At 57.2% G+C, this 19,917-nt stretch carries 15 protein-coding genes and 1 tRNA gene; 9 read left to right on the plus strand and 7 right to left on the minus strand.

The window, feature by feature from the left end; genetic code table 11:
• Positions 1-5: 5 nt before the first annotated feature.
• The 4 genes from PuT2_RS08305 (at position 6) to lpxC (ending at position 4,528) form a co-directional block, all read left to right on the plus strand.
• A complete protein-coding gene (locus PuT2_RS08305) occupies positions 6-794 on the plus strand; it encodes a cell division protein FtsQ/DivIB (protein WP_093970584.1) in 789 nt (262 codons plus the stop codon).
• Positions 795-800: 6 nt separating this feature from the next.
• Positions 801-2,027 carry a cell division protein FtsA gene (gene ftsA, locus PuT2_RS08310; RefSeq protein ID WP_093970585.1) on the plus strand — a complete coding sequence of 409 codons (1,227 nt, stop codon included), beginning with the start codon at positions 801-803 and terminating at the stop codon, positions 2,025-2,027.
• Between the two features lie 161 nt (positions 2,028-2,188).
• Entirely contained in the window at positions 2,189-3,361 is a 1,173-nt protein-coding gene (ftsZ, locus tag PuT2_RS08315) for a cell division protein FtsZ (RefSeq protein WP_093970586.1), read from the plus strand.
• 243 nt (positions 3,362-3,604) lie between these two features.
• Complete coding sequence (gene lpxC / locus PuT2_RS08320) at positions 3,605-4,528, plus strand: UDP-3-O-acyl-N-acetylglucosamine deacetylase (RefSeq protein WP_093970587.1); 924 nt, start codon at positions 3,605-3,607, stop codon at positions 4,526-4,528.
• Between the two features lie 81 nt (positions 4,529-4,609).
• Here the strand turns inward: lpxC and PuT2_RS08325 are convergent, their stop codons facing one another.
• The gene (locus PuT2_RS08325; RefSeq protein ID WP_093970588.1) at positions 4,610-5,092 is read right to left on the minus strand and encodes a DciA family protein; all 483 of its coding nucleotides are present in this window, start codon (positions 5,090-5,092) and stop codon (positions 4,610-4,612) included.
• A gap of 18 nt (positions 5,093-5,110) precedes the next feature.
• On the opposite strand from PuT2_RS08325, the gene PuT2_RS08330 reads away from it, so the two are divergent.
• Complete coding sequence (locus PuT2_RS08330; protein ID WP_233574842.1) at positions 5,111-6,106, plus strand: M23 family metallopeptidase; 996 nt, start codon at positions 5,111-5,113, stop codon at positions 6,104-6,106.
• A gap of 47 nt (positions 6,107-6,153) precedes the next feature.
• Positions 6,154-8,895, plus strand: a complete 2,742-nt coding sequence (gene secA / locus PuT2_RS08335; RefSeq protein WP_093970589.1) for a preprotein translocase subunit SecA — start codon at positions 6,154-6,156, stop codon at positions 8,893-8,895.
• 128 nt (positions 8,896-9,023) lie between these two features.
• On the opposite strand, the gene mgtE is transcribed toward secA, so the two are convergent.
• From mgtE to PuT2_RS08350, 3 genes are read right to left on the minus strand one after another with little or no spacing between them, the layout of a single operon-like run.
• Positions 9,024-10,511 (minus strand): magnesium transporter, encoded by a 1,488-nt coding sequence (gene mgtE / locus PuT2_RS08340; RefSeq protein WP_093970590.1) that lies wholly within the window; start codon positions 10,509-10,511, stop codon positions 9,024-9,026.
• Between the two features lie 15 nt (positions 10,512-10,526).
• On the minus strand, positions 10,527-11,723 hold the full coding sequence (locus tag PuT2_RS08345) for a M20 aminoacylase family protein (protein WP_093970591.1): 1,197 nt from the start codon (positions 11,721-11,723) through the stop codon (positions 10,527-10,529).
• Positions 11,720-12,598, minus strand: a complete 879-nt coding sequence (locus tag PuT2_RS08350) for an inositol monophosphatase family protein (protein ID WP_093970592.1) — start codon at positions 12,596-12,598, stop codon at positions 11,720-11,722. Before PuT2_RS08350 ends, PuT2_RS08345 begins: the two co-directional genes overlap by 4 nt.
• An 80-nt stretch (positions 12,599-12,678) precedes the next feature.
• Here PuT2_RS08350 and PuT2_RS08355 point away from each other — a divergent pair, with 80 nt between their 5' ends.
• From PuT2_RS08355 to PuT2_RS08365, 3 genes are all read left to right on the plus strand, one after another.
• Positions 12,679-14,484 (plus strand): FAD-dependent oxidoreductase, encoded by a 1,806-nt coding sequence (locus PuT2_RS08355; protein WP_093970593.1) that lies wholly within the window; start codon positions 12,679-12,681, stop codon positions 14,482-14,484.
• A 172-nt stretch (positions 14,485-14,656) separates the two neighbouring features.
• Complete coding sequence (locus tag PuT2_RS08360) at positions 14,657-16,870, plus strand: glycoside hydrolase family 31 protein (protein WP_093970594.1); 2,214 nt, start codon at positions 14,657-14,659, stop codon at positions 16,868-16,870.
• Positions 16,871-17,005: 135 nt separating this feature from the next.
• Positions 17,006-17,081: transfer RNA gene (locus PuT2_RS08365), tRNA-Lys, on the plus strand.
• A 208-nt stretch (positions 17,082-17,289) separates the two neighbouring features.
• Here the strand turns inward: PuT2_RS08365 and PuT2_RS08375 are convergent.
• The 3 genes from PuT2_RS08375 to PuT2_RS08385 form a co-directional block, all read right to left on the minus strand.
• Entirely contained in the window at positions 17,290-17,994 is a 705-nt protein-coding gene (locus PuT2_RS08375; RefSeq protein WP_093970596.1) for a hypothetical protein, read from the minus strand.
• Between the two features lie 89 nt (positions 17,995-18,083).
• Positions 18,084-18,791: an N-acetylmuramate alpha-1-phosphate uridylyltransferase MurU gene (gene murU, locus PuT2_RS08380; protein ID WP_093970597.1), complete on the minus strand. Its 708-nt coding sequence runs from the start codon at positions 18,789-18,791 to the stop codon at positions 18,084-18,086.
• Positions 18,791-19,843 (minus strand): aminoglycoside phosphotransferase family protein, encoded by a 1,053-nt coding sequence (locus tag PuT2_RS08385; protein ID WP_093970598.1) that lies wholly within the window; start codon positions 19,841-19,843, stop codon positions 18,791-18,793. Before PuT2_RS08385 ends, murU begins: the two co-directional genes overlap by 1 nt.
• Positions 19,844-19,917: the final 74 nt, after the last annotated feature.

A 19,917-nucleotide genomic window follows, 5' to 3' on the forward strand; every position in this document is an offset into this window, starting at 1 on the left:
TGAACGTGTTTAACGACGCCCGTCTCATCAACTTCATTGCGAATACGCTGGCGATGCTGGCGTTGTTGGCTATGGTGGTGGGCGTTGTCGTTTGGGTGGTTCAGCGGCCTTACTTTGCTATTGCGCAAGTTCAGATCAAGCCCATGGACGAGCAAGCGTTGGGCTATGTGTCGGCGGCGACGGTCCAGGCGACCATTGCCGGCAAGTTGATGGGCAACTTTTTCAGTGTAAATCTGGATGAGGCCCGGCGCCTGCTTGAAACTGTGCCGTGGGTGAGAAACGTCAGCATTCGTCGCGTCTGGCCCAATACTTTGCAGGTCGAGTTCGAAGAGCAGCAGCCTTTGGCACTATGGAATGAAGATCAGATGATCAATACCTGGGGTGAGGCATTTCGGGCCAACCAGGGTGAGCTGCCCGACGATGCTGCACTGCCTGAGTTTTCGGGCCCGAAAGACGCTGAGCGGCTGGTCGTGCAGCGTTACGCTGAACTGGTGCGCTGGTTTGCTCCCTTGGGTCTGACCGTACGCGAAATTCATCTCAGCCCGCGGTACGCGTGGTCTGTGAAGCTGTCTGATGGCCTTTTGCTTAACCTGGGGCGAGATCCGGCTGCCGACGTTGCGGATCCGCACGGGCGTTCGGGGGCGTTGCCGTTTGCCAAGCGCATAGAGCGTTTTGTGCAGGCTTGGCCCGTGTTAGCTCAGCAGCTCAAGCAAAAAGTGGCCAGTGCCGATTTGCGTTACCCAGATGGGTTTGCCGTTACTTTGGCGCCCGTTTCCTCTTCTTCTTCTGAATAAAACATTATGACGCGTGACATCAAAGATCTGATTGTTGCCCTGGATATCGGTACCAGCAAGGTGGTTGCGGTGGTGGCCGAAATTTTGCCGGAAGGTCGCTTCGAAGTGATCGGCCTGGGGCAGCATGAATCGCAGGGCATGCGCAAGGGTGTTGTGGTCAACATCGAGGCAACGGTTAACTCGATCCAGCGAGCACTTGAAGAGGCCGAACTCATGGCCGATTGCAAGATCCGTGAGGTATACACGGGCATTGCCGGCAGCCACATTACCAGCTTCAATTCCAGCGGGATGGTGGCCGTCAAAGACAAAGAGGTCACCCCCACCGATGTCGCACGCGTTATCGAAACTGCTAAGGCCGTCAATATTCCGACCGACCAACAAGTTTTGCATGTACTGACGCAAGAGTTCATTGTCGATAACCAGGACGACATCCGCGAGCCTATCGGCATGAGCGGCCTGCGGCTTGAAGTGCGAGTGCATATCGTGACCGGTGCTGTCAGTGCGGCACAAAATATTGTCAAGTGTGTGCGCCGCTGTGGGCTCGAGGTGCAAGACCTTATTTTGCAACCTTTGGCCTCCAGCATGGCGTGCCTGACCGCCGACGAAAAAGAGTTGGGCGTTGTTTTAGTGGACATTGGCGGGGGTACGACTGACATAGCCATTTACACCGGCGGCGCCATTCGCCATACTGCCGTGGTTCCGATCGCGGGTGATCAAATTACCAGCGATATCGCGGCCATGTTGCGCACGCCAACGCCCGATGCTGAAGAGATCAAGTTGCGTTACGGGATAGCCAAGCAAGTGCTGGCCAACCCCGAAGAGCACATCGAAGTGCCGGGTTTGGGCGACCGCCCGAACCGGCATGTGAAGCGTCAGGCGCTGGGTGCAGTCATCGAGCCGCGCGTTGAAGAGTTGTTTACGTTTGTACAGCAGGTGGTTCGCGAGTCGGGATACGAAGATTTGCTGGCGTCAGGGGTGGTGCTTACGGGTGGCACAGCCTTGTTGCCTGGGGTGGTAGAGCTGGCCGAAGACGTTTTCCTGAAGCCTGTGCGCGTTGCCGTGCCGGCCTACGAGGGCAGTTTGGCCGATGTGATGCGCAATCCAAGGTTTTCTACGGTTATGGGGCTGTTGACCGAAGCGCGTTTGCAGCGCGTTCGGGGCAAGAAAGTGGCGCAGCAAAAAGGCAGCGTCAAAACATTGCTGGCCCGCATGAAAGAGTGGTTCATGAATTAAGGCGCGTAAGTGCCTTGATGGGCAGGTCGGGAGGCCTGTTCAAAGAAGACGTTTCAAATCAGATGCGAACAACCAGTTGGCATTTCCTTTGAAGCGATTTCTGAAAATAGCGGTATTGGGGAATTTTGAAAACTAATTTTTGAACATGTGAGGGAGTCAACATGATGAATTTCGAAATGCTCGACAACAATAACAGCGGCACCGTTATCAAGGTCGTCGGTGTTGGGGGGGCCGGCGGTAACGCTGTGGCCCATATGATCCGGTCCGGTATCAGCGGTGTCGATTTCATTTGCTGCAATACCGATGCGCAGGCCTTGGCTGCTACCGAAGCGCCTGTGCAGATCCGTCTTGGCCGCACCGGCTTAGGTGCTGGCGCCAAGCCCGAACAGGGGCGTGCCGCGGCTGAAACAGCCCGCGAAGAGATCCGTGCCGCCCTGAACGGTGCGCACATGGTCTTTATCACTGCCGGTATGGGTGGCGGTACAGGCACGGGGGCAGGTCCGGTTGTAGCCGAAGTGGCTAAAGAGCTCGGTATTTTGACGGTCGGTGTGGTAACCAAGCCGTTTTCGTTCGAGGGCCACAAGCGTCTGCGCATGGCCGAAGAGGGCATTTCCGAGTTGTCACGTCATGTGCACTCCCTGATCGTCGTACTGAACGAAAACCTCTACGACCTGATGGATGATGACGCCACCCAGGAAGATTGCTTCAAGGCTGCCGACGACGTATTGCACAATGCATGCGCCGGTATTGCCGAGATCATCAACGTCGAAGGCAACGTCAACGTCGACTTCGAAGACGTTAAGACCATTATGGGTGAGCAGGGTCAGGCCATGATGGGCACTGCGATTGCAGCCGGCGCAGATCGTGCGCGTGTGGCTGCCGAGCAAGCCATTGCTTGCCCGCTGCTCGAAGGTGTTGACCTGCATGGTGCCCGTGGCATGCTGGTTAACATTACCGCTAGCCGTACGCTCAAAATGCGTGAAACGCGCGAAATCATGGATACCATCCGTGGCTTTGCCGCAGAAGATGCCACCGTTATTTACGGAACGGCTTACGACGAATCTATGGGTGAGAACCTGCGTGTGACCGTTGTGGCTACAGGCTTGGGCCGTGCAAATGCACGTCCTCAGTTGGTGCAAACCCAGCACGAAGCGCGTCGTACTGGTACCGACGACGCGCCGTTCGCAAGCGGTCACGATTTTTCGGGTGCAGCCGAAGTGCCGGCGGTTATTCGCAACCCGCGTAGTCAGGCTTCGGCTCAGGTGCGCGCCCTCGAAACGGCGGGTATGGATCACTTTGATATCCCCGCGTTTTTGCGCAAGCAGGCCGATTAAACTCCTCGGCACGCTGTAGCGTAAAAACGACTCTCACATGTAGGGGTGTGGTTTAGCCCTGGCGCAGCCCGCCCGCCGGCCTGTTCTGGGGAACAACAGGCCGGCGGGCGGGCGCGTGTGCTTGAAATTTTCAGATTGTTTCAGGGGCAGTACAAAAAGCTTAACGTTGCCCGATAAGCGGTTACAATAAAAACCTCGTCGTGAATACATCACGGCGCTAAAAATAGCACCATAAATATCATCATGTTACGTCAGCGCACCCTGCAAAAACCCATCAGTACGACCGGGGTTGGTCTTCATTCCGGCCGTCGGGTCGAGCTCACATTGCGTCCAGCCGAACCCAACACAGGTATCGTGTTCCACCGAACCGATCTGCCTCAGGTCGTCGACTTGCCCGCCCAGGCTAGTCTGGTAGGGGGCACGCGCATGGCGTCTGTTTTGCAGAAAGATAATGTCAGGGTCTCTACGGTTGAGCATCTGATGTCGGCGCTCGCCGGTCTGGGCATCGATAATTTGCACATCGACCTCAACGCCGAAGAAGTCCCCATCATGGACGGCAGTGCTGGTACCTTTGTTTATTTGCTGCGTTCGGCCGGCCTCGAAGAGCAGCAGGCCGCCAAAAAATTCATTCGCGTACTCAAGCCCATCGAGGTTCGAGAGGGCGAGGGCAACGACCTCAAATGGGCTCGTCTCGAGCCCCACGATGGCTTTGCCTTGTCGTTTTCCATCGATTTCCGTCACCCTGCTATCGATGCTACCGCCAACTTTGCTGAAATCGATTTCGCAAAAGAGTCTTACGTCAAGGCGATTGCGCGCGCGCGTACCTTCGGCTTCGTTAACGAGCTCGAGGCCTTGCTTGCCGCAGGTTTGGCACGCGGCGGCAGTCTTGATAACGCCATCGTCATGGACGAATATCGGGTGCTTAATTCCGATGGCCTGCGCTACGAAGACGAGTTCGTCAAACATAAAATTCTCGATGCCATTGGCGACCTGTACCTTATCGGTAAGCCATTAGTGGCCCGCTACGTGGCGTGCAAGTCGGGTCACGGGCTTAATAATCAGTTGGCCCGTGCATTGTTGGCCGACGAGTCTGCCTGGGAAATCGTCACCTACGAGTCTGCCGCCGCTGCGCCCAAGGCTCTGGTCCACGAATGGAAACTTGCGTAAATTCAATCGGTTAAACTAACCGATATGGCAATAAAAAAACGCTGCCCTTTGCAGCGTTTTTTATTTTGCAGTGGCGTCGGGTTATAGCTTGTGGCGCGCAATAAGCCGCGCCAAGGCGTCTGACAGCGGCCCCTCGGGGGTGTTTTTGCGCAAGTGTTCAAAAGCCTCCAGGGCTTGGGCATCCAGCGGGATCACATCTTTTTCCCGTGCTGTTTTTATCTCGCCCTGTAACAGGTTTGCTTGAACCTTGACGCCGATTTCGTTAACGTTCCAGCCAGTTTGTATCAGCAACTGAACGATTCTTGGGGCGAGCTGTCGAAGTTTCGAGGCATGAGAGGCGCTGGGTACTGCCAGTGTCACTTTATCGCCTTCTATGCGAGCAACGCGGCAGCTGCTGGCCAGGGCCGGTGGCAGTGCTTTCTGTGTTGCGCGCTCAATTTGCAGCAGTTGTTGCGCTGTTGCCAGTACGTTGACCCCCCGCTGGTCATTGTTCAGCCAATCGTAGGCTGTATGACCCGTCTTGCGCCCAAAAAAGGCACTTGCGCGGCGTGGTGTGTCTGACATATGCAGGATAAGTAAGGAATGACAGTTGTGAAAGAATTGAAGTCTGAAAAGCAAGACCCCGTCAGTGCGCATTCTAGCGCCAAAGACAAACGGCTTTGGGTTTGGGTGCCGGCGGCGCTTGCCCTGATGGTAGGCTCGGCAGGCGCTGGGGCCTGGGGTTACGCACAATTGGCTCAGGCCGACAGCGTGATGCCTACGCACAGCATGCCGCAGAACTATCAGGTCGCTGCGCGCGACAGCGGATTGCTGCGCGCTAACCTGGGGCAGTTGGCCGCAAAGGTCGGCGAGCTTCAGGCGCGGGTTATTGAAATGAACGGGGTGAGCAAGCGGGTTGCGCAGGCGGCAGGTGTGTCGTATACCGACCCGGAAGTGCAAGCGAGCCTCGAAGAGGGGGTGCATGTGCTTGATGAGCCGGGCGGGCTGGCTGTGCCTTACGAGTCTGCTGAAACCCTGGGGCGCGAATTGGACTTGCTGGAACGCCGGCTGGCCATGCAGCGAGACAGTTTTGCCATGCTTGACCTTGTCATGACAAAGCGTGCGGGGATCGAGGCCAGCATGCCTTCTTACTCACCTGTTAATTATCCTTATCTCAGTTCGTCGTACGGCTGGCGTCGTCACCCGATATCGGGGCGTCATACGATGCACGAAGGGCTGGATTTTGCAGCGCCCCATGGTGCGCCTATTTATGCGGCCTCTGGCGGTGTGGTGACCTTATCGGGTAATCAGCCCGGTTACGGTAAAACCATCGAAATTCAGCACGGTCATGGTTTGGTAACCCGATACGCGCATGCGTCGCAGCTCGGCGTCAAGGTTGGTGACCTCGTCGAAAAAGGTCAGAAAATCGGGAAGGTGGGTTCTACGGGTCGTTCTACGGGCCCGCACTTGCATTTCGAAGTCAGAATCGGCGGCCACCCGCTTGATCCACGACTTTTTTTAAGCCAGCCTGAGGTTGAGAAAACCTTGGTGGCCAGTGCAGATGACGACGTCAAAAACGTGCGTTCTCAGGTGCGTTAAACTGTATTGTTTTCCTGCGGCGCGGCCGCCAACTCATACGAAGAACTATGGTTTCTCTGCTTAAAAAGCTTTTAGGTTCCCGCAACGACCGGATCCTCAAACAGTATCGAAAGCTGGTCGGGCAAATCAATGCCCTCGAACCGTCGCTTCAGGCGCTGTCCGACGACGAGCTCCGGGAAAAAACAACCCAGTTCAAAGCGCGGTTGGCCGAAGGTAAAACGCTCGACAGCTTATTGCCGGAAGCATTTGCCGTGGTTCGCGAAGCCAGCAAGCGTGTTTTTGGCATGCGGCACTTCGATGTCCAGATGCTCGGGGCTATTGCCTTGCATAACGGCAAAATTGCCGAGATGCGCACTGGCGAAGGTAAAACCCTCATGGCCACCCTGGCGGTTTACCTGAATGCCCTGGCGGGTAAGGGTGTTCATGTGGTTACCGTGAACGATTACCTTGCACGTCGCGATGCCGGCTGGATGGGACGTTTGTATAACTTCCTGGGGCTGTCTGTGGGCGTTGTCGTGCCCCAGCAAGAAAACGACGAAAAAATTGCAGCATATGCCGCTGATATTACGTACGGCACCAACAACGAGTTCGGCTTCGATTACCTGCGCGACAACATGGAGTATCGCTCAGAAGATCGGCGTCAACGTGGCCTGAATTTCGCGATTGTCGACGAGGTCGACTCGATTCTTATCGACGAAGCTCGTACGCCGTTGATTATCTCCGGTCAGGCCGAAGATCACACCGATCTTTACATTCGCATGAATGCGGTACCGCCCATGATGGTGCGCATGGCCTCCGAGCCAAAGCCCCACGAGCCGGAGCCGGAAGGCGATTTCTGGGTCGACGAAAAAGGCCAGCAGGTGCACTTGTCTGAGTCGGGCATGGAGCACGCCGAAGAGATCTTGTCGCGCATCGGTTTGCTCCCCGAGGGCGAGTCTTTGTACGACCCGCGTCATATTTCCCTTATTCACCATTTAATGGTTGCGTTGCGGGCGCACAATTTGTTCCATCGCGACCAGCATTATGTGGTGGCCGACGACGAAGTCGTTATCGTCGACGAGTTCACCGGTCGCCTCATGGCGGGCCGTCGCTGGTCCGATGGTCTGCACCAGGCAGTCGAGGCCAAAGAAGGCGTAAAGATCCAGAACGAAAACCAGACACTGGCTTCCATTACGTTCCAGAACTATTTCCGTATGTACGAGAAGTTGTCGGGCATGACGGGTACCGCCGATACCGAAGCCTACGAGTTTCAGGAAATTTACGGTCTTGAGACCGTACTGATCCCGACCAATCGTCCTATGCTCCGTATCGACCAGAACGATCAGGTGTTCAAAACTGACGACGAAAAGTACAACGCCATTCTGGCCGACATCAAAGACTGTCAAGAGCGTGGTCAGCCGGTGTTGGTCGGTACGACCAGCATCGAAAACTCAGAGCGCCTGTCGACCTTGCTGGGCAAGGCCGGGCTGGTTCACGAGGTGCTGAACGCCAAGCAGCACGCGCGCGAGGCCGAAATTGTTGCCGAAGCAGGTAAGCCGGGCCGTATTACCATCGCCACCAATATGGCAGGTCGGGGTACCGATATCGTGCTCGGCGGCAGCATCGACAAGCAGGTCGATCTGATCCGTGCCGATGAATCATTGTCTGAAGACGAAAAGCAGGCTCGCGTCCAGCGGGTCAAGCAAGAGTGGCAACCCCTGAACGAGCAAGTTAAGACAGCAGGGGGCTTACGTATTATTGGTACCGAGCGCCACGAGTCACGGCGAATCGACAACCAGCTGCGTGGCCGCGCCGGTCGTCAGGGTGATCCCGGTTCTTCGCGTTTTTACTTGTCCCTCGAAGACTCCCTGATGCGGATTTTTGCAGGCGATCGGGTGCGTGCCATTATGGAACGTTTGCGTTTGCCCGAGGGCGAGCCTATCGAAGCGCGCATGGTGTCTCGCTCCATCGAGTCTGCACAGCGCAAGGTAGAGGCACGTAACTTCGATATCCGCAAGCAGTTGCTGCAGTTCGACGACGTGTCCAATGATCAGCGCAAAGTGCTTTATGCTCAGCGCAACGATGTGCTCGACGCAGCGGATGTCGGCGACACGGTGGTCAATTTGCTCAATGCCACCATCGTGGAAACGTTCCGCGCCTATGTGCCTGAAGAGTCAGTCGAAGACCAGTGGGATATCGCCGCGTTGCAGGCAACGCTCGAGTCCGACTGGGCTATTGTCCTGCCCTTGGCCGATATGCTCGAGAAAGAGCCCAATCTTACCGATGAGGATCTGCTAGAGCGCGTGCAGGCCGAAGCGCTGCGGTTGTATCAGGCCAAGGTTGAGCTTGTCGGTCGCGACAACTGGGCGCCGTTCGAACGCTCGGTGCTGCTCCAGGCCATCGACACCAACTGGCGTAACCACTTGTCAGCCCTCGATCACTTGCGTCAGGGTATTCATTTGCGGGGTTATGCTCAAAAAGATCCTAAGCAAGAATACAAACGCGAAGCCTTCGAGCTATTTTCCGATATGCTCGACCGGGTGCGTACGGAAGTGGTTCGGGTATTGATGACTGTACGTATTCAAACGCCCGAGCAAGTCGAGGTTGCCGAGCCCGAGCCGTCTGGCGTGGGTAGCGTCACCTACCATCACTCCGACTATGATGCCGCACTTAGCGGTACAGACCCTGGCTTGGAAGAAGAGCCTGCGTCGATGGGGGCGTTGGGTGGTGTACCTAAAGTAGGGCGAAATGATGCGTGCCCTTGCGGTAGCGGTAAAAAGTACAAGCACTGCCACGGCAAGTTAAGTTAACGCGCGGTCAGGCTAATAAATTACACCCCAAGAGCTGGAGGCTAATCCAGATTTTGGGGTGTTTTTTTATGGCGATATGTGAAGGGGCGTTGTGCAGTGGCAAGGCTTATAGGGCCTGTCACCTTAGCTTAGAGCAGAAACAAAGACGCCAGGCCCAGGAAAATAAAGAAGCCTAACGAGTCGGTGGCAAAGGTAAGCAGCACCGAAGAGCCCATGGCGGGGTCTTTGCCGAAGCGGTCGCGCAGCACCGGGATAAGTACACCCAGCGCGGCACCAATAAGCATGTTGCCGATCATGGCGATCATCATGACCAGAGCAATGGCCCATTCGCCGGAAATCCACCAGGCAAAGCTGGCGGCGACCAGACTGCCGCAAGCGCCCACCATGAAGGTGACTTTTAACTCGCGTTGGACCAGTCGCCAGGCCGAAGAACCGGTGACGCGCCCCATGGCCAGCGCCCGGATGACCATGGTCATGGTTTGGTTGCCCGAGTTGCCGCCGATACCGGCGACGATGGACATCAAAAACGCCAGAATGACAATGTGGCTGACGGTGTCTTCGAAGCGGGACGCGACGAATGACGCGACCGATGCGGTAATCAGATTGACCAGCAGCCAGGGTGCGCGGTTGCGGATGGCGCTGACCACCGGCGCGAACATGTCTTCTTCTTGCAGACCGGCACGAGACAGTGCCTGCTCTTGTGAGTCTTCTTGAATCACGTCAACCACTTCGGCGATGGTGACGCGGCCGATCAAGCGGCCCTGGTCGTCGATGACGGGGGCCGAGACCAGATCGTAGCGTTCGAAAGCCCCTGCCGCATCGGCGTCGGAGTCGAGCGGGTTGAGCGTGAGAAAGTCGGTATGCATGACCTCTTTCACATCGACTTCGGGTTCGCTGACCAGCAGTCTTGAAACCGGCAAAACGCCTTGCAGCTTGTCTTGTCGGTCGACCACAAAGATCTGGTCGGTGTGGTCGGGGAGCTCTTGCAGGCGGCGCAGGTAACGCAACACGACCTCAAGCGAGACATCTTCGCGCACCCGGACCATTTCGAAGTCCATGATGGCGCCCACCGTGCCTTCGGGGTAACCCATGGCCTCGATGAGTTGTGCCCGCTCTTCGTCGGTCAGCCCTTTTTGGACTTCGGCAACGACGTCGGGTGGCAGATCGGCGACCAGGTCGGCGATCTCGTCGGCGTCCATCGCCTCGGTGGCGGCCACGAGGTCTTTGCGATCCATCGACTTGATGAGAGACTCGCGCGCCCAGTCATCGATCTCGAGCAGAACGTCGGCATCGAATTTGGGGTTGACCAGTTGCCAGACGGCCTGGCGCTCGTCGACGGGCAGGGATTCGAGAATGAAGGCAATATCAGACGGATGCAGGTCGTTGATAATGTCTTTGATTTCGCTTTCGTGCTGACGATGCAGAATCCCTTCGAGCAGGTTGGATTTGTCGTCTTCTTCGTACTGGCGATGCGCGAGGGCCTCGACAACTTCTTGCCGTTTCAGGATACCCTGAAGCTTTTGCAGCGCTTGCTGGGCGTCTTCGGGGTCGAGGCGCCGCGGAATGGTGATGGGCTCGTTGACGGGTTGTTGCGCGGGAGGTGGTGTTTGCTGCATGGGTAGGCGCGACCTTCAGTTGGCCTGGCGAAGCCAGCGGCAAGCCAGCTCGACCCAGTAGCTGGCCCCGATGGGCAGCAGATTGTCGTTGAAGTCGTAGCTCCCGTTGTGCAGCGTGCAAGGCCCAAGACCGTGGCCCTTGGTGCGATGGTCGCCGTCGCCGTTGCCTATCCAGACATAACAGCCCGGCTTTTCTTTGAGCATGAAGGCGAAGTCTTCGGCGCCCATAGAGGGTCGGATGTCTTGAAATACCAGGTCATCGCCGACGATGTCGCGAGCCACGTCGGCGCAAAGAGCCGCCTCTGCCGCGTGGTTGACCGTAGGCGGGTATTTTCGGGCAAAAACAAAGTTTGACGCGCAGTTGAAGGCTTCAGCCGTGTGCCTGATGATGTCGTCCATGCGTTGTTCGATAAGGTCGAGTGCAGCTTCGGACAGCGTGCGTACCGTGCCTCGAATTTCGGTGGTGTCGGGTATGACGTTGTCGGCGGTGCCGCCATGAATTTGCGTCACACTTAAGACGGCTGGCTCGAGTGGGTCGAGGTTGCGGGTAATCGTGGTTTGCAGCGACTGCACAATTTGCACTGCCGCCATGATGGGGTCGTTGCCCAAGTTTGGCATGGCTGCATGGGCGCCTTTGCCTTGTAGGGTGATTTCGAAATTGTTGCTGCCGCCCATGATGGGGCCTGGGATGACCCCGAAACTGCCCGCAGGCATGCCGGGCCAGTTGTGCATGCCGAATACGGCATCGATCGGGAACAGGTCGAACAGGCCATCGTCGATCATGCGTTTTGCGCCGCTGAAGCCTTCTTCTGCAGGCTGGAAAATGACATATACCGTACCCGGGAAATCGCGACTTTGTGCGAGATATCGGGCTGCCGCCAACAACATGGCTGTATGACCATCGTGGCCACAGGCGTGCATTTTGCCGTCGTGTTTGCTGGCATGCGCAAAGCTGTTGGTTTCTTGCATGGGCAAGGCATCCATGTCGGCGCGCAACCCTACAGCTTTACCCGGTCTGTTGCCTGTAATGGTGCCAACGACCCCTGTAACGCCCAGCCCACGGTGTACCGGGATCTCCCACTTTGAGAGTAGCTCGGCCACGACATCGGCCGTACGGAACTCTTCGTAGGCCAGTTCGGGGTGTGCGTGGATGTCGCGACGAATGGCGGCGATTTCGGGTTGCCAGCTGACCAAAGGTTCGACAAGCTTCATGATGTTTGCCCGGATTGACTGGATGGATTGGATGACGCGAGTTTGCCTTGGGCCAATTGCTGCATGGGCTGGGCCAACCGCTTGTTGGCTGCATAGATATTGCCGCCAATAGGCCATGGGGTATGGCCGTTGATGTCGTCGGCCACGCCGCCCGCTTCACGGACCAGCAGGGTGCCTGCGGCGACATCCCATGAGGCCAGGCCCATTTCCCAGTAGCCGTCGTAGCGGCCGCACGCTGTCCAGGCCAGGTCGAGCGCCGCCGAACCAAAGCGCCGAACCCCGCGGGTATTGTGCATGGCCTGGGTTAGCGTGGGCATGTACGAGTCGTAGAAACTGAAGTCGCGAAAGGGCAGGCCTGTGGCCAACAAGGCTTCGGTCAGTGTGTCGGTATGCGAGCAGTTAATACGATGACCGTTTAGCCATGCGCCACTGTCGTGTAGTGCAGTGAAAAGCTCTTCGCGGCACGGGTCGTAGACGACCCCGATGACCGGCGTATCTTGGGTCAGCGCGCCCACGCCTGGCAATTGCGTGCCAATGTGCGCGACCAGGGCAATAGAAACGGCGTAATGCGGGATGCCATGCAGAAAGTTGGTTGTACCGTCGAGCGGGTCGATGTACCAGGTGGCCAGGCCGTTGACGTCGCCGCCAGTTTCTTCAGCCACAATGCCAAATTGTGGTGTGTCGGTTTTAAGAACCTCTAAAATGGCTAGCTCTGCTTCGCGGTCGGCCTGCGATACGAGGTCGTTACGGGCCTTTTTGTCGATGATCAGGTCTTGTCGACGATGCGCATACGACTGCAGTATTGCAGCGCCAGCGCGGGCTGCGCGCACAGCGGTCTCGAGGTTTTCGCCAAGGTGAAGTGATTGTGTATTCATGCCGATTTTTACTGTTGCCTTCGACCTATAAGTTTACGCAACATTATGCGTGCCGTCTCTGACAGAATTAATAAAACGTAATGAGTGATTCTCCCTGCAGCCTGGCAATACCGACGCAGGCATGGTTGTCGGCAAGCGGCTTACCGGTCGGGTGGCGGGGGCGTTCGTCATTTACGGTGTGCGACACAGCGTTCGGCGCCGGGCATCGATTCATTTCAACCTGGTCGACTTGGCGTAGCGATGCGAATCGTTCTGAGCGATTGCATTACGTGGGATTTTGCCCGGCCGACGTCAACCCGGCTGGCGACCCATGGCTTTTTGCGTCCGACGATGAGGCAGCGTGTCATGAAGCGCTGCGCGTTGCGCAATCTGTCTATGCGCCGTTGCCGGGTGTCAGTCGCCTCGATTTTGAGGGTGGGGCGGTCACATTGACCCTGTTCCACATGCCGCTTTGGAAGGCGCTGATGCAGGCCGAGGCCCGTGTTGATCATTATTTTGTCGATGCGATGCTGGCCACCGTCGGTGCGCAAACCGGTGGGTATTCCCCTTACGGGCAATTGGCCCGCATGGCGGCACGCGAGGCCAGTGTGGCATTGCCGGCCGTCGATGTTTCCAGTGATCTCGGAAAAGGACTCAAAAAGGCAGGGTTTATTGTGCCGACGGCAAGCGGCGATCTTGCTGAGGTTTGTGTGGCGAGGTTGCGCCCCGGCATTTTTCATGGCGCCCATCTTGCGTTCCCCGAACAGGGCAGAGCCTTGTCTGTGGCGCCGGTGATGGTCATTGGCGGCGGTATTGCCGGGGCCGCTGTCGCATGGGCGTTTGCCTCCCGGGGTCGTAAGGTAGATATTATTGATCCTGCTTTTTCTCGATCAGCACAAGGAGTTCATGCAGGGCATCTGGCGGCAGCGGCCACACCGGTGGTCTCGCGCGACGACGATTACCGGGCGCGTCTGACGCGGTCAGGCGTTCGTCTGGCGTGGCAGCGCTGGCAAGCGCTCGCGGCCGACGCCAGGCCGCTTCAAACCGGGACGCTCGGTTTGGCCGGTGATGCCGATGAGGTTGATCGTGTGCGTGCGGCGCTGGAAGGCGGAGGCTTTCCCGCGGGCTGGGCCCGCTGGCAAACTTCGCTTACCGCATCGCTTGCCGCGGCTGTGCCTTTGTCTGTGCCGGGGGTATTGTTTGCCGATGGTTTGCTCATCAGGCCAGGGGCGCTGATCGCCGCACTAACGTCATCGCCACTTGTGCGGCGCATTTCGGCCGCTGGGCACCGGCTTGAGCGGGCCGATGATGGGGGCTGGTTGCTGCGCAGCGCCGGTGATCATGTCCTGGCTCAGGCTGCCACCGTAGTTGTGGCGAATGCCGCTGGTGTGGTCCCTCTCTTGCAACGCAGTGGGTTGTTGGATCGGGCGCCGCGATTGCGGCAATTGCAGGCTATTGCGGGCCAAGTCAGCTACTTCGACACACAGCGCACTGCCGCCAATCCGAACGTAGTGATTGACGGCCCCGGCTATTGGCTGCCATCGGTCGATGGAGTTAATGTAGCCGGCGGGACTTACGCATTGGGTGCTGAAACGCCCGCTGTGACGCAGGCAGGCCACGACGATATCATTGAAAAGTTGGGCGCGTTTTTGTCGGCAGAAACAATACAACGATTACCTGATGCGGTCGTAGGCGGGTGGTCGGGCTGGCGGGCGGTGGTGCCCGGTCGGTTGCCCGTTGTGGGTGAGCTTTTGGGGGCAAACGGCGTTTGGGTGGCCTGCGCGTATGGGTCCAGGGGGTTGAGCTGGGCGGCGCTTGCTGCCGAAATTATCGCTGCGTCGGTCTGTTGCGAACCGCTGCCACTAGAGCGTGAACTGTTGATGGCCATTGCGCCTGGCAAGCGTTAAAAGTTGCATCGGTTAGTGATAACGGCCCCATAATATGCCGGGTCACCAGAAAATCGGTGTCTTGAGTGGCGGGATTAGGTCGAAAAACAAGAAACGATTTTGTTTTATAGCGTAAATCCGTCAAAATAACGTCTTTTGAATGCTTTGAGGCTTTAAGCCCAGGGAATGCGCTGTGTCGCCAAAGTCTGACCTTGAAAACGTGAAGCCCATCGATCTTCTGAAATTTATAAGCGCAAAATCAACGACGGTTGATTTTCAGATCGCCGATACCGATTCGTATCTGCGCATCGAAGCCCATGCGCCGGGCGTGTTCCGCCTGCAGTGCGGCGCGCTGGCATTGCTGTCACCCGAAAAGCCGTCCGCGCGTGCCGTGCGACACGCCGAGATGTTGCTGGTGCGCCCCGAGCCCGTAAGCGAGCTTGCGGTCAGCTCAGTGCTCGATGGCGGTGGCAACGCATGGTGCATCGAGCAGGGCGATATTTCGCTTGAAATCCAGTCCAACGGCTGCTGGTCGTTACTGCGGGGCGAGCACCTGCTGCTTGCTTCTGGTACACCAGCGCTAGCGCAATGTGGCACCGATGCGGGCCTTGTCTGGCATGCCCACTTCGAACTCGATGATGAAGAGTCATTATTCGGCTTGGGCGAAACCGCTGGCGACTTCGACCGCAGAGGACAAACACTGATCAGTGACTTGCCCGATAGCCGCGCACTGCCGTTGTTGTGGTGCCCGACCGGTTGGGGGGTGTATGCCAATACGCTTTCGCGTGTTTGTCACGACCTGGGCGATACCGATCCTGGGCTGTATACGCTGGCACTTCACGACGATGTCCTCGATGTGTTTCTGTTTGCGGGTGATCCGTCCGAAATTCTCAACCAATACACTGCCCTGACAGGGCGTGCAGGCCAGCCCGGCCTGTGGCCCATGGGCGTCTGGCTTGATCAGGCGCCGGGTCAATCCACTGCTGAACTGCTGTCGGTGGCACGCAAGCTTCGCGACGCCGCTTTTTCGTTTGATGCGGTTCGTCTCACGGGTCCGGCACCTTATGGGTTTCAGGCCGACAAACCGGTTTTCGAGTGGGACGCCGGGCGCGTGCCCGACCCGAAAGCCCTGATTGCCGAATTTGCAAAACTGAATGCGCAAGTGGCTGTGCCTACCTTCCCGGGTGTGCTAGCCGATACCGTATTGTTCGAAGAGTGGGAAGACCGCGGTTGGTTACTGATCAATGACGACGACGGCAATGCGCATGTCTTTGACGGCACGCCGGCCAGCGCCGGGCGACCGTTCGGTTTGCTCGACCTGACCAATAAAGATGTCTACAAGGCCTGGTCCGAACGTCAGCGTCAGGTTTTTGATGATGGCATCGGCGCTCCAGTGTGCGACGCGCAGTTTAATATCCCAGACGGCATTACGGCACGCGGGGGCGAGTCCGGGGCGCAGCTTCGAGTTGTCTACCCCTTGCTGGCTCGCCGTGCCTTGTTCGATGCCGTAGCGGGTCACAAGACACCGCAAGAAGGCGTGGTGTTCAGCAACGACCTTTTCCCTGCGGTGCAGCGGTTTGCGTGGCAGTCGGGCCCAGCTGTTTCCAACGATTGGGCGGGCTTTGAGCGTTCGCTGCGTACGGCGCTTTCGGTTGGGGCCAGCGGCGTGCCCGTGCAAATGCATGCGTTGGGCAACGCGGCGGCATCTGTGGCCAACCTGACACCAGAACTTTACGTGCGCTGGTTGGCCGCGTGCGTGTTCTCGGCTAATTTCAGTTTTCAGGCGGCAGAGGCTTTGTTGCCGCAGGCGTTCGATGCCCAGACACAGGCGTTGGTTAAACATTGGTTGCAGTGGCGTTATCGTTTGGTGCCTTACGTGCTTGGCATCATCGAAGATGCTGTGCGTACAGGTTTGCCGGTTCAGCGCACGATGGCCATGGTGTTTCCCGATGATGTCGTTGCCCATGCTTGGGACACCCAATATATGCTGGGGCCGGCATTGCTGGTTGCGCCCGCAACGCAGCCTGGTCGCCAGGTAAAAGTGTACTTGCCCGAAGGGGCCGCCTGGTGGGATCTGAACACGGGGTGGCGCTACGAGGGCGGGACAACGCTGTTGGTCGATGCCGGGCTTGATACTTTGCCGGTATTTGGTCGCGAGGGGCAAATGCTGTGCTTGGGGCCGGTGGCGCCGCATACCTCCGAATTCAATTCAGCACGTTTGCTCGAAGAGGTCTGGTTGTTTGGTATGCCCGAGCATAGCCCTGCCGTTATGCGCAATAAGATTCGAGTCATGCAGATGCAAGGGTCCAGTTATATCAAGGGTCTTGAAGGCTTGAAAATCTTGCCATCCGAGGGTCTTGAGGTAAAACGTCGCGGCGCCGAAGTACGAATCTCAAGAATGAGGTAAACTAGCGCCCTTCGGAAATAAAACGACGTTTTTTTGTCGCCATGTTTTCCGGAGTAAAAACCAAAAAAATTTAAAATTTCTTGGTTTTTATTTGACAGACCGATAAAGTTTATGTCATAATTTAATTCTTCGGTCGGGTTGGTAGCTCAGTCGGTAGAGCACCGGACTTTTAATCCGTTGGTCCTGGGTTCGAATCCCAGTCAACCCACCACAAAATTCAAAGGGCCGCGTCCAAAAGACGCGGCCCTTTTCGTTTATGCGCTAGCCGTGGTTGCACGCTTTGCATCCATTGCCGCGGGGCACGTTCGCTTTGGCACAGATGGGGCGCTGCCTGCTGAAAAAAAAGCGCCGGGAAACCGGCGCTTTTTTTATGTGGAGGTCGCGTTGCAGCGGGCGGTTGTATAGCCCGATAGACGGATTTAGCGCGTTACCCGAATGGTACGCGTTGCCGCCAGCTTGTCGGCCTGGTCGCGAATACGTATCGTGACTTGTACAGGCGTAAACGCGCGTGGCAGTTCGGCGGCCCCTGTTAGGGCCGTGTAGTGGCCGATTTCTACTGTGCTGACGGGTATATCGACCGTGGTTGAGTGCCCGTTGGGGTAGCGTCCTTCAACGGCGAAATCCATCTTGCCTTGAAATGCTGGCGCTTCGGCGCTGTTTTGCATGACCAGCAGCTTGTAGGCCAGCTGGCCATTGACAAGGGTAAAGTCGGCAGCCCGTATGCCCGGCGATGTGCCGCGAGGGTCGGCCGGCACCGCATCTGCAAGCACTTGTACGCTTTCGCTAAGTTGCTTGTAGTTCTTTTCAGCGCTGTCGGCCCGCACTGTCTGTTTTTCAAGTGCGCTACGCAACTCGTCGAGTTCGTGAGTTTGGCGGTCAACCTGTGTTAGCAGGCGCTGTTTGTCCAGATTTGTGCTGTTTAGATCCTGGCGAAGCTGGTCGGCTTGTTCGACCGTCAGCAAGGTCGGGCCGTAGCTTTTTTGTATAAACAGCAGTCCGCCGGACCCCAACACCACACCGGTCAGCATCAAAATCAGCCAGCGTGGCACGCGGCGTTTTTTGCGCGTTGAGCCATAGGGCGTGGGTTTGAAAGCTGTGCGTTTAGAGGAACCGAATAGTGCCATGTTTTACTTCCTGTGATTGGCAGACGTGATATCAAGGGCTTCGGGCACGGTGCTTGCGCCCGCGCCAGAGTGTGTTTACGTGAGTGAGCTCAACCCCGTGGTTGAGCGACCAGTTGCTGCTCAAGTGCAGCCAGCCGTTCGGGTGTGCCAACGTCGACCCAAGCGCCATTGTAATGCGTGCCGATGACTTGTTGCTTTGCCATGGCAGCCCGCAGCAAGGGCGCCAACGGTGCGGGCTGGTTAACAGGCAACTCGTTGAACAGCGCGGGGGCGTAAACACCTATGCCGGAAAACGTAAGCTTACCTGTAATGCCGTCTGAAGGGTCGGGACGAATGTGGCCGTTTGTTTCAAGATAAAAGTCGCCTTGAGGGTGGTGGTCGGGGTTGTTGACCAACAACAGCCAGGCTTGTTTGCTTTGCCCGGATAATTGATCGGCCATGTGTTGGGCCGATTCAAATGGCCAGTTGCACCATACGTCGCCATTAACAACCAGAAAGGGAGCTTCGCCCAGCAGAGGCAGCGCTTTGGCAATGCCGCCAGCGGTTTCCAGGGCAGTGGGCTCGGGCGAATACTGAAGGTGCGCACCCAAGGCATGACCTGTTCCTAGCGCAGCTTCTATTTTATGGCCCAGCCAGGCATGATTAATGACGATTTGCGTTATGCCGGCCTTGACCAGACGTTCGATGTGCCATTGGATAAGCGGCTTGCCCGCAACGCTCAGTAACGGTTTGGGCGTGTGGTCAGTAAGCGGCCGCATGCGTTCGCCACGGCCCGCCGCTAAAATCATGGCACGCATCAGAATGTATAACCTTCTATGACTTTGCGGTTTTCAAGCCGGTCGAGCATACGCAGCAAGGGGATGAAGACCCCGTAACGCGAGGCTACCTGGCGCACGTAATTGCTGACGCGCGGCATATGATCTAGGTAGTGGTGTTTGCCGTCGCGGTGGGATAAGCGGGCGAAGACCCCCATAATGCGCAAATTGCGTTGCAGGCTCATCCATTCGTAGGCCCGATGGAAGTCGGCAAAGTCGGCGGCGATGGGCAGGCCGGCTTTGCGTGCCATTTCCCAGTATCTGATCGCCCAGTCGAGTTGTTGCGGTTCTTCCCAGGTGGTGCGGGCATCCATGACCAGCGATGCGATGTCGTAGGTAATGGGCCCTGCCAGGGCGTCTTGATAGTCGATGATCCCGGGGTTGGCGCCGTAGCGTGCCTCGGTACACAGCATCAGGTTGGGTGAGTGGAAGTCGCGATGGACCAGTACCGTACCCTGCTTGACGTTGTCCTCGAGTAGTGTCTCGAAAATGACCGAAAGTTGCTGCGACTCTTTTTCGGTGAGTTCGGCTTTGCAGTGCCGGGCGACGAACCATTCGGGGAAAACAGAAAGTTCTTGCTGCAAACGGCTTTTGTCGTAGGCGGGCAGGTTGGTAGTTTGGGCCCCCTGCATTTGCACCAACGCCGCCAAGGCTTCGCGATAACGCAGCTGAAGTTCGGTATCGCTCAGGCCCGACTGTATGGCTTGGTAATAAGTTTGTGGGCCCAGGTCTGACAGCAGCAAAAAGCCTTGGTCGATATCTTGCGCCAGAATCGATGGCACGTTAAGGCCGGTATCGCGGAGCAAGGACGTTACGTGTATAAAAGGGCGGCAATCTTCGTTGGGCGGGGGAGCGTCCATGACAACCAGCGTGCCGTTGCGCGCCTGCAGACGGAAATAACGACGGAAACTGGCATCGGCCGAGGCTGTTGCCAGGGTGTCGAGATCAAGGCCGTGTGCTGGCGCAAGTGCCTGTAGCCAGCTTTTTAGTGCATTCAGGCGGGTTTGATCATGTGTATGCAGCGATGAGTTCATTGGGCAGACAATAAAGTGTCGAGTCAAGTTATAGTGTCGTGATCTTCGGCAGACCGGCTTCTCCTATAATACCG

The organism is Pusillimonas sp. T2 (assembly GCF_002236805.1).
Lineage (GTDB): Bacteria > Pseudomonadota > Gammaproteobacteria > Burkholderiales > Burkholderiaceae_B > Neopusillimonas.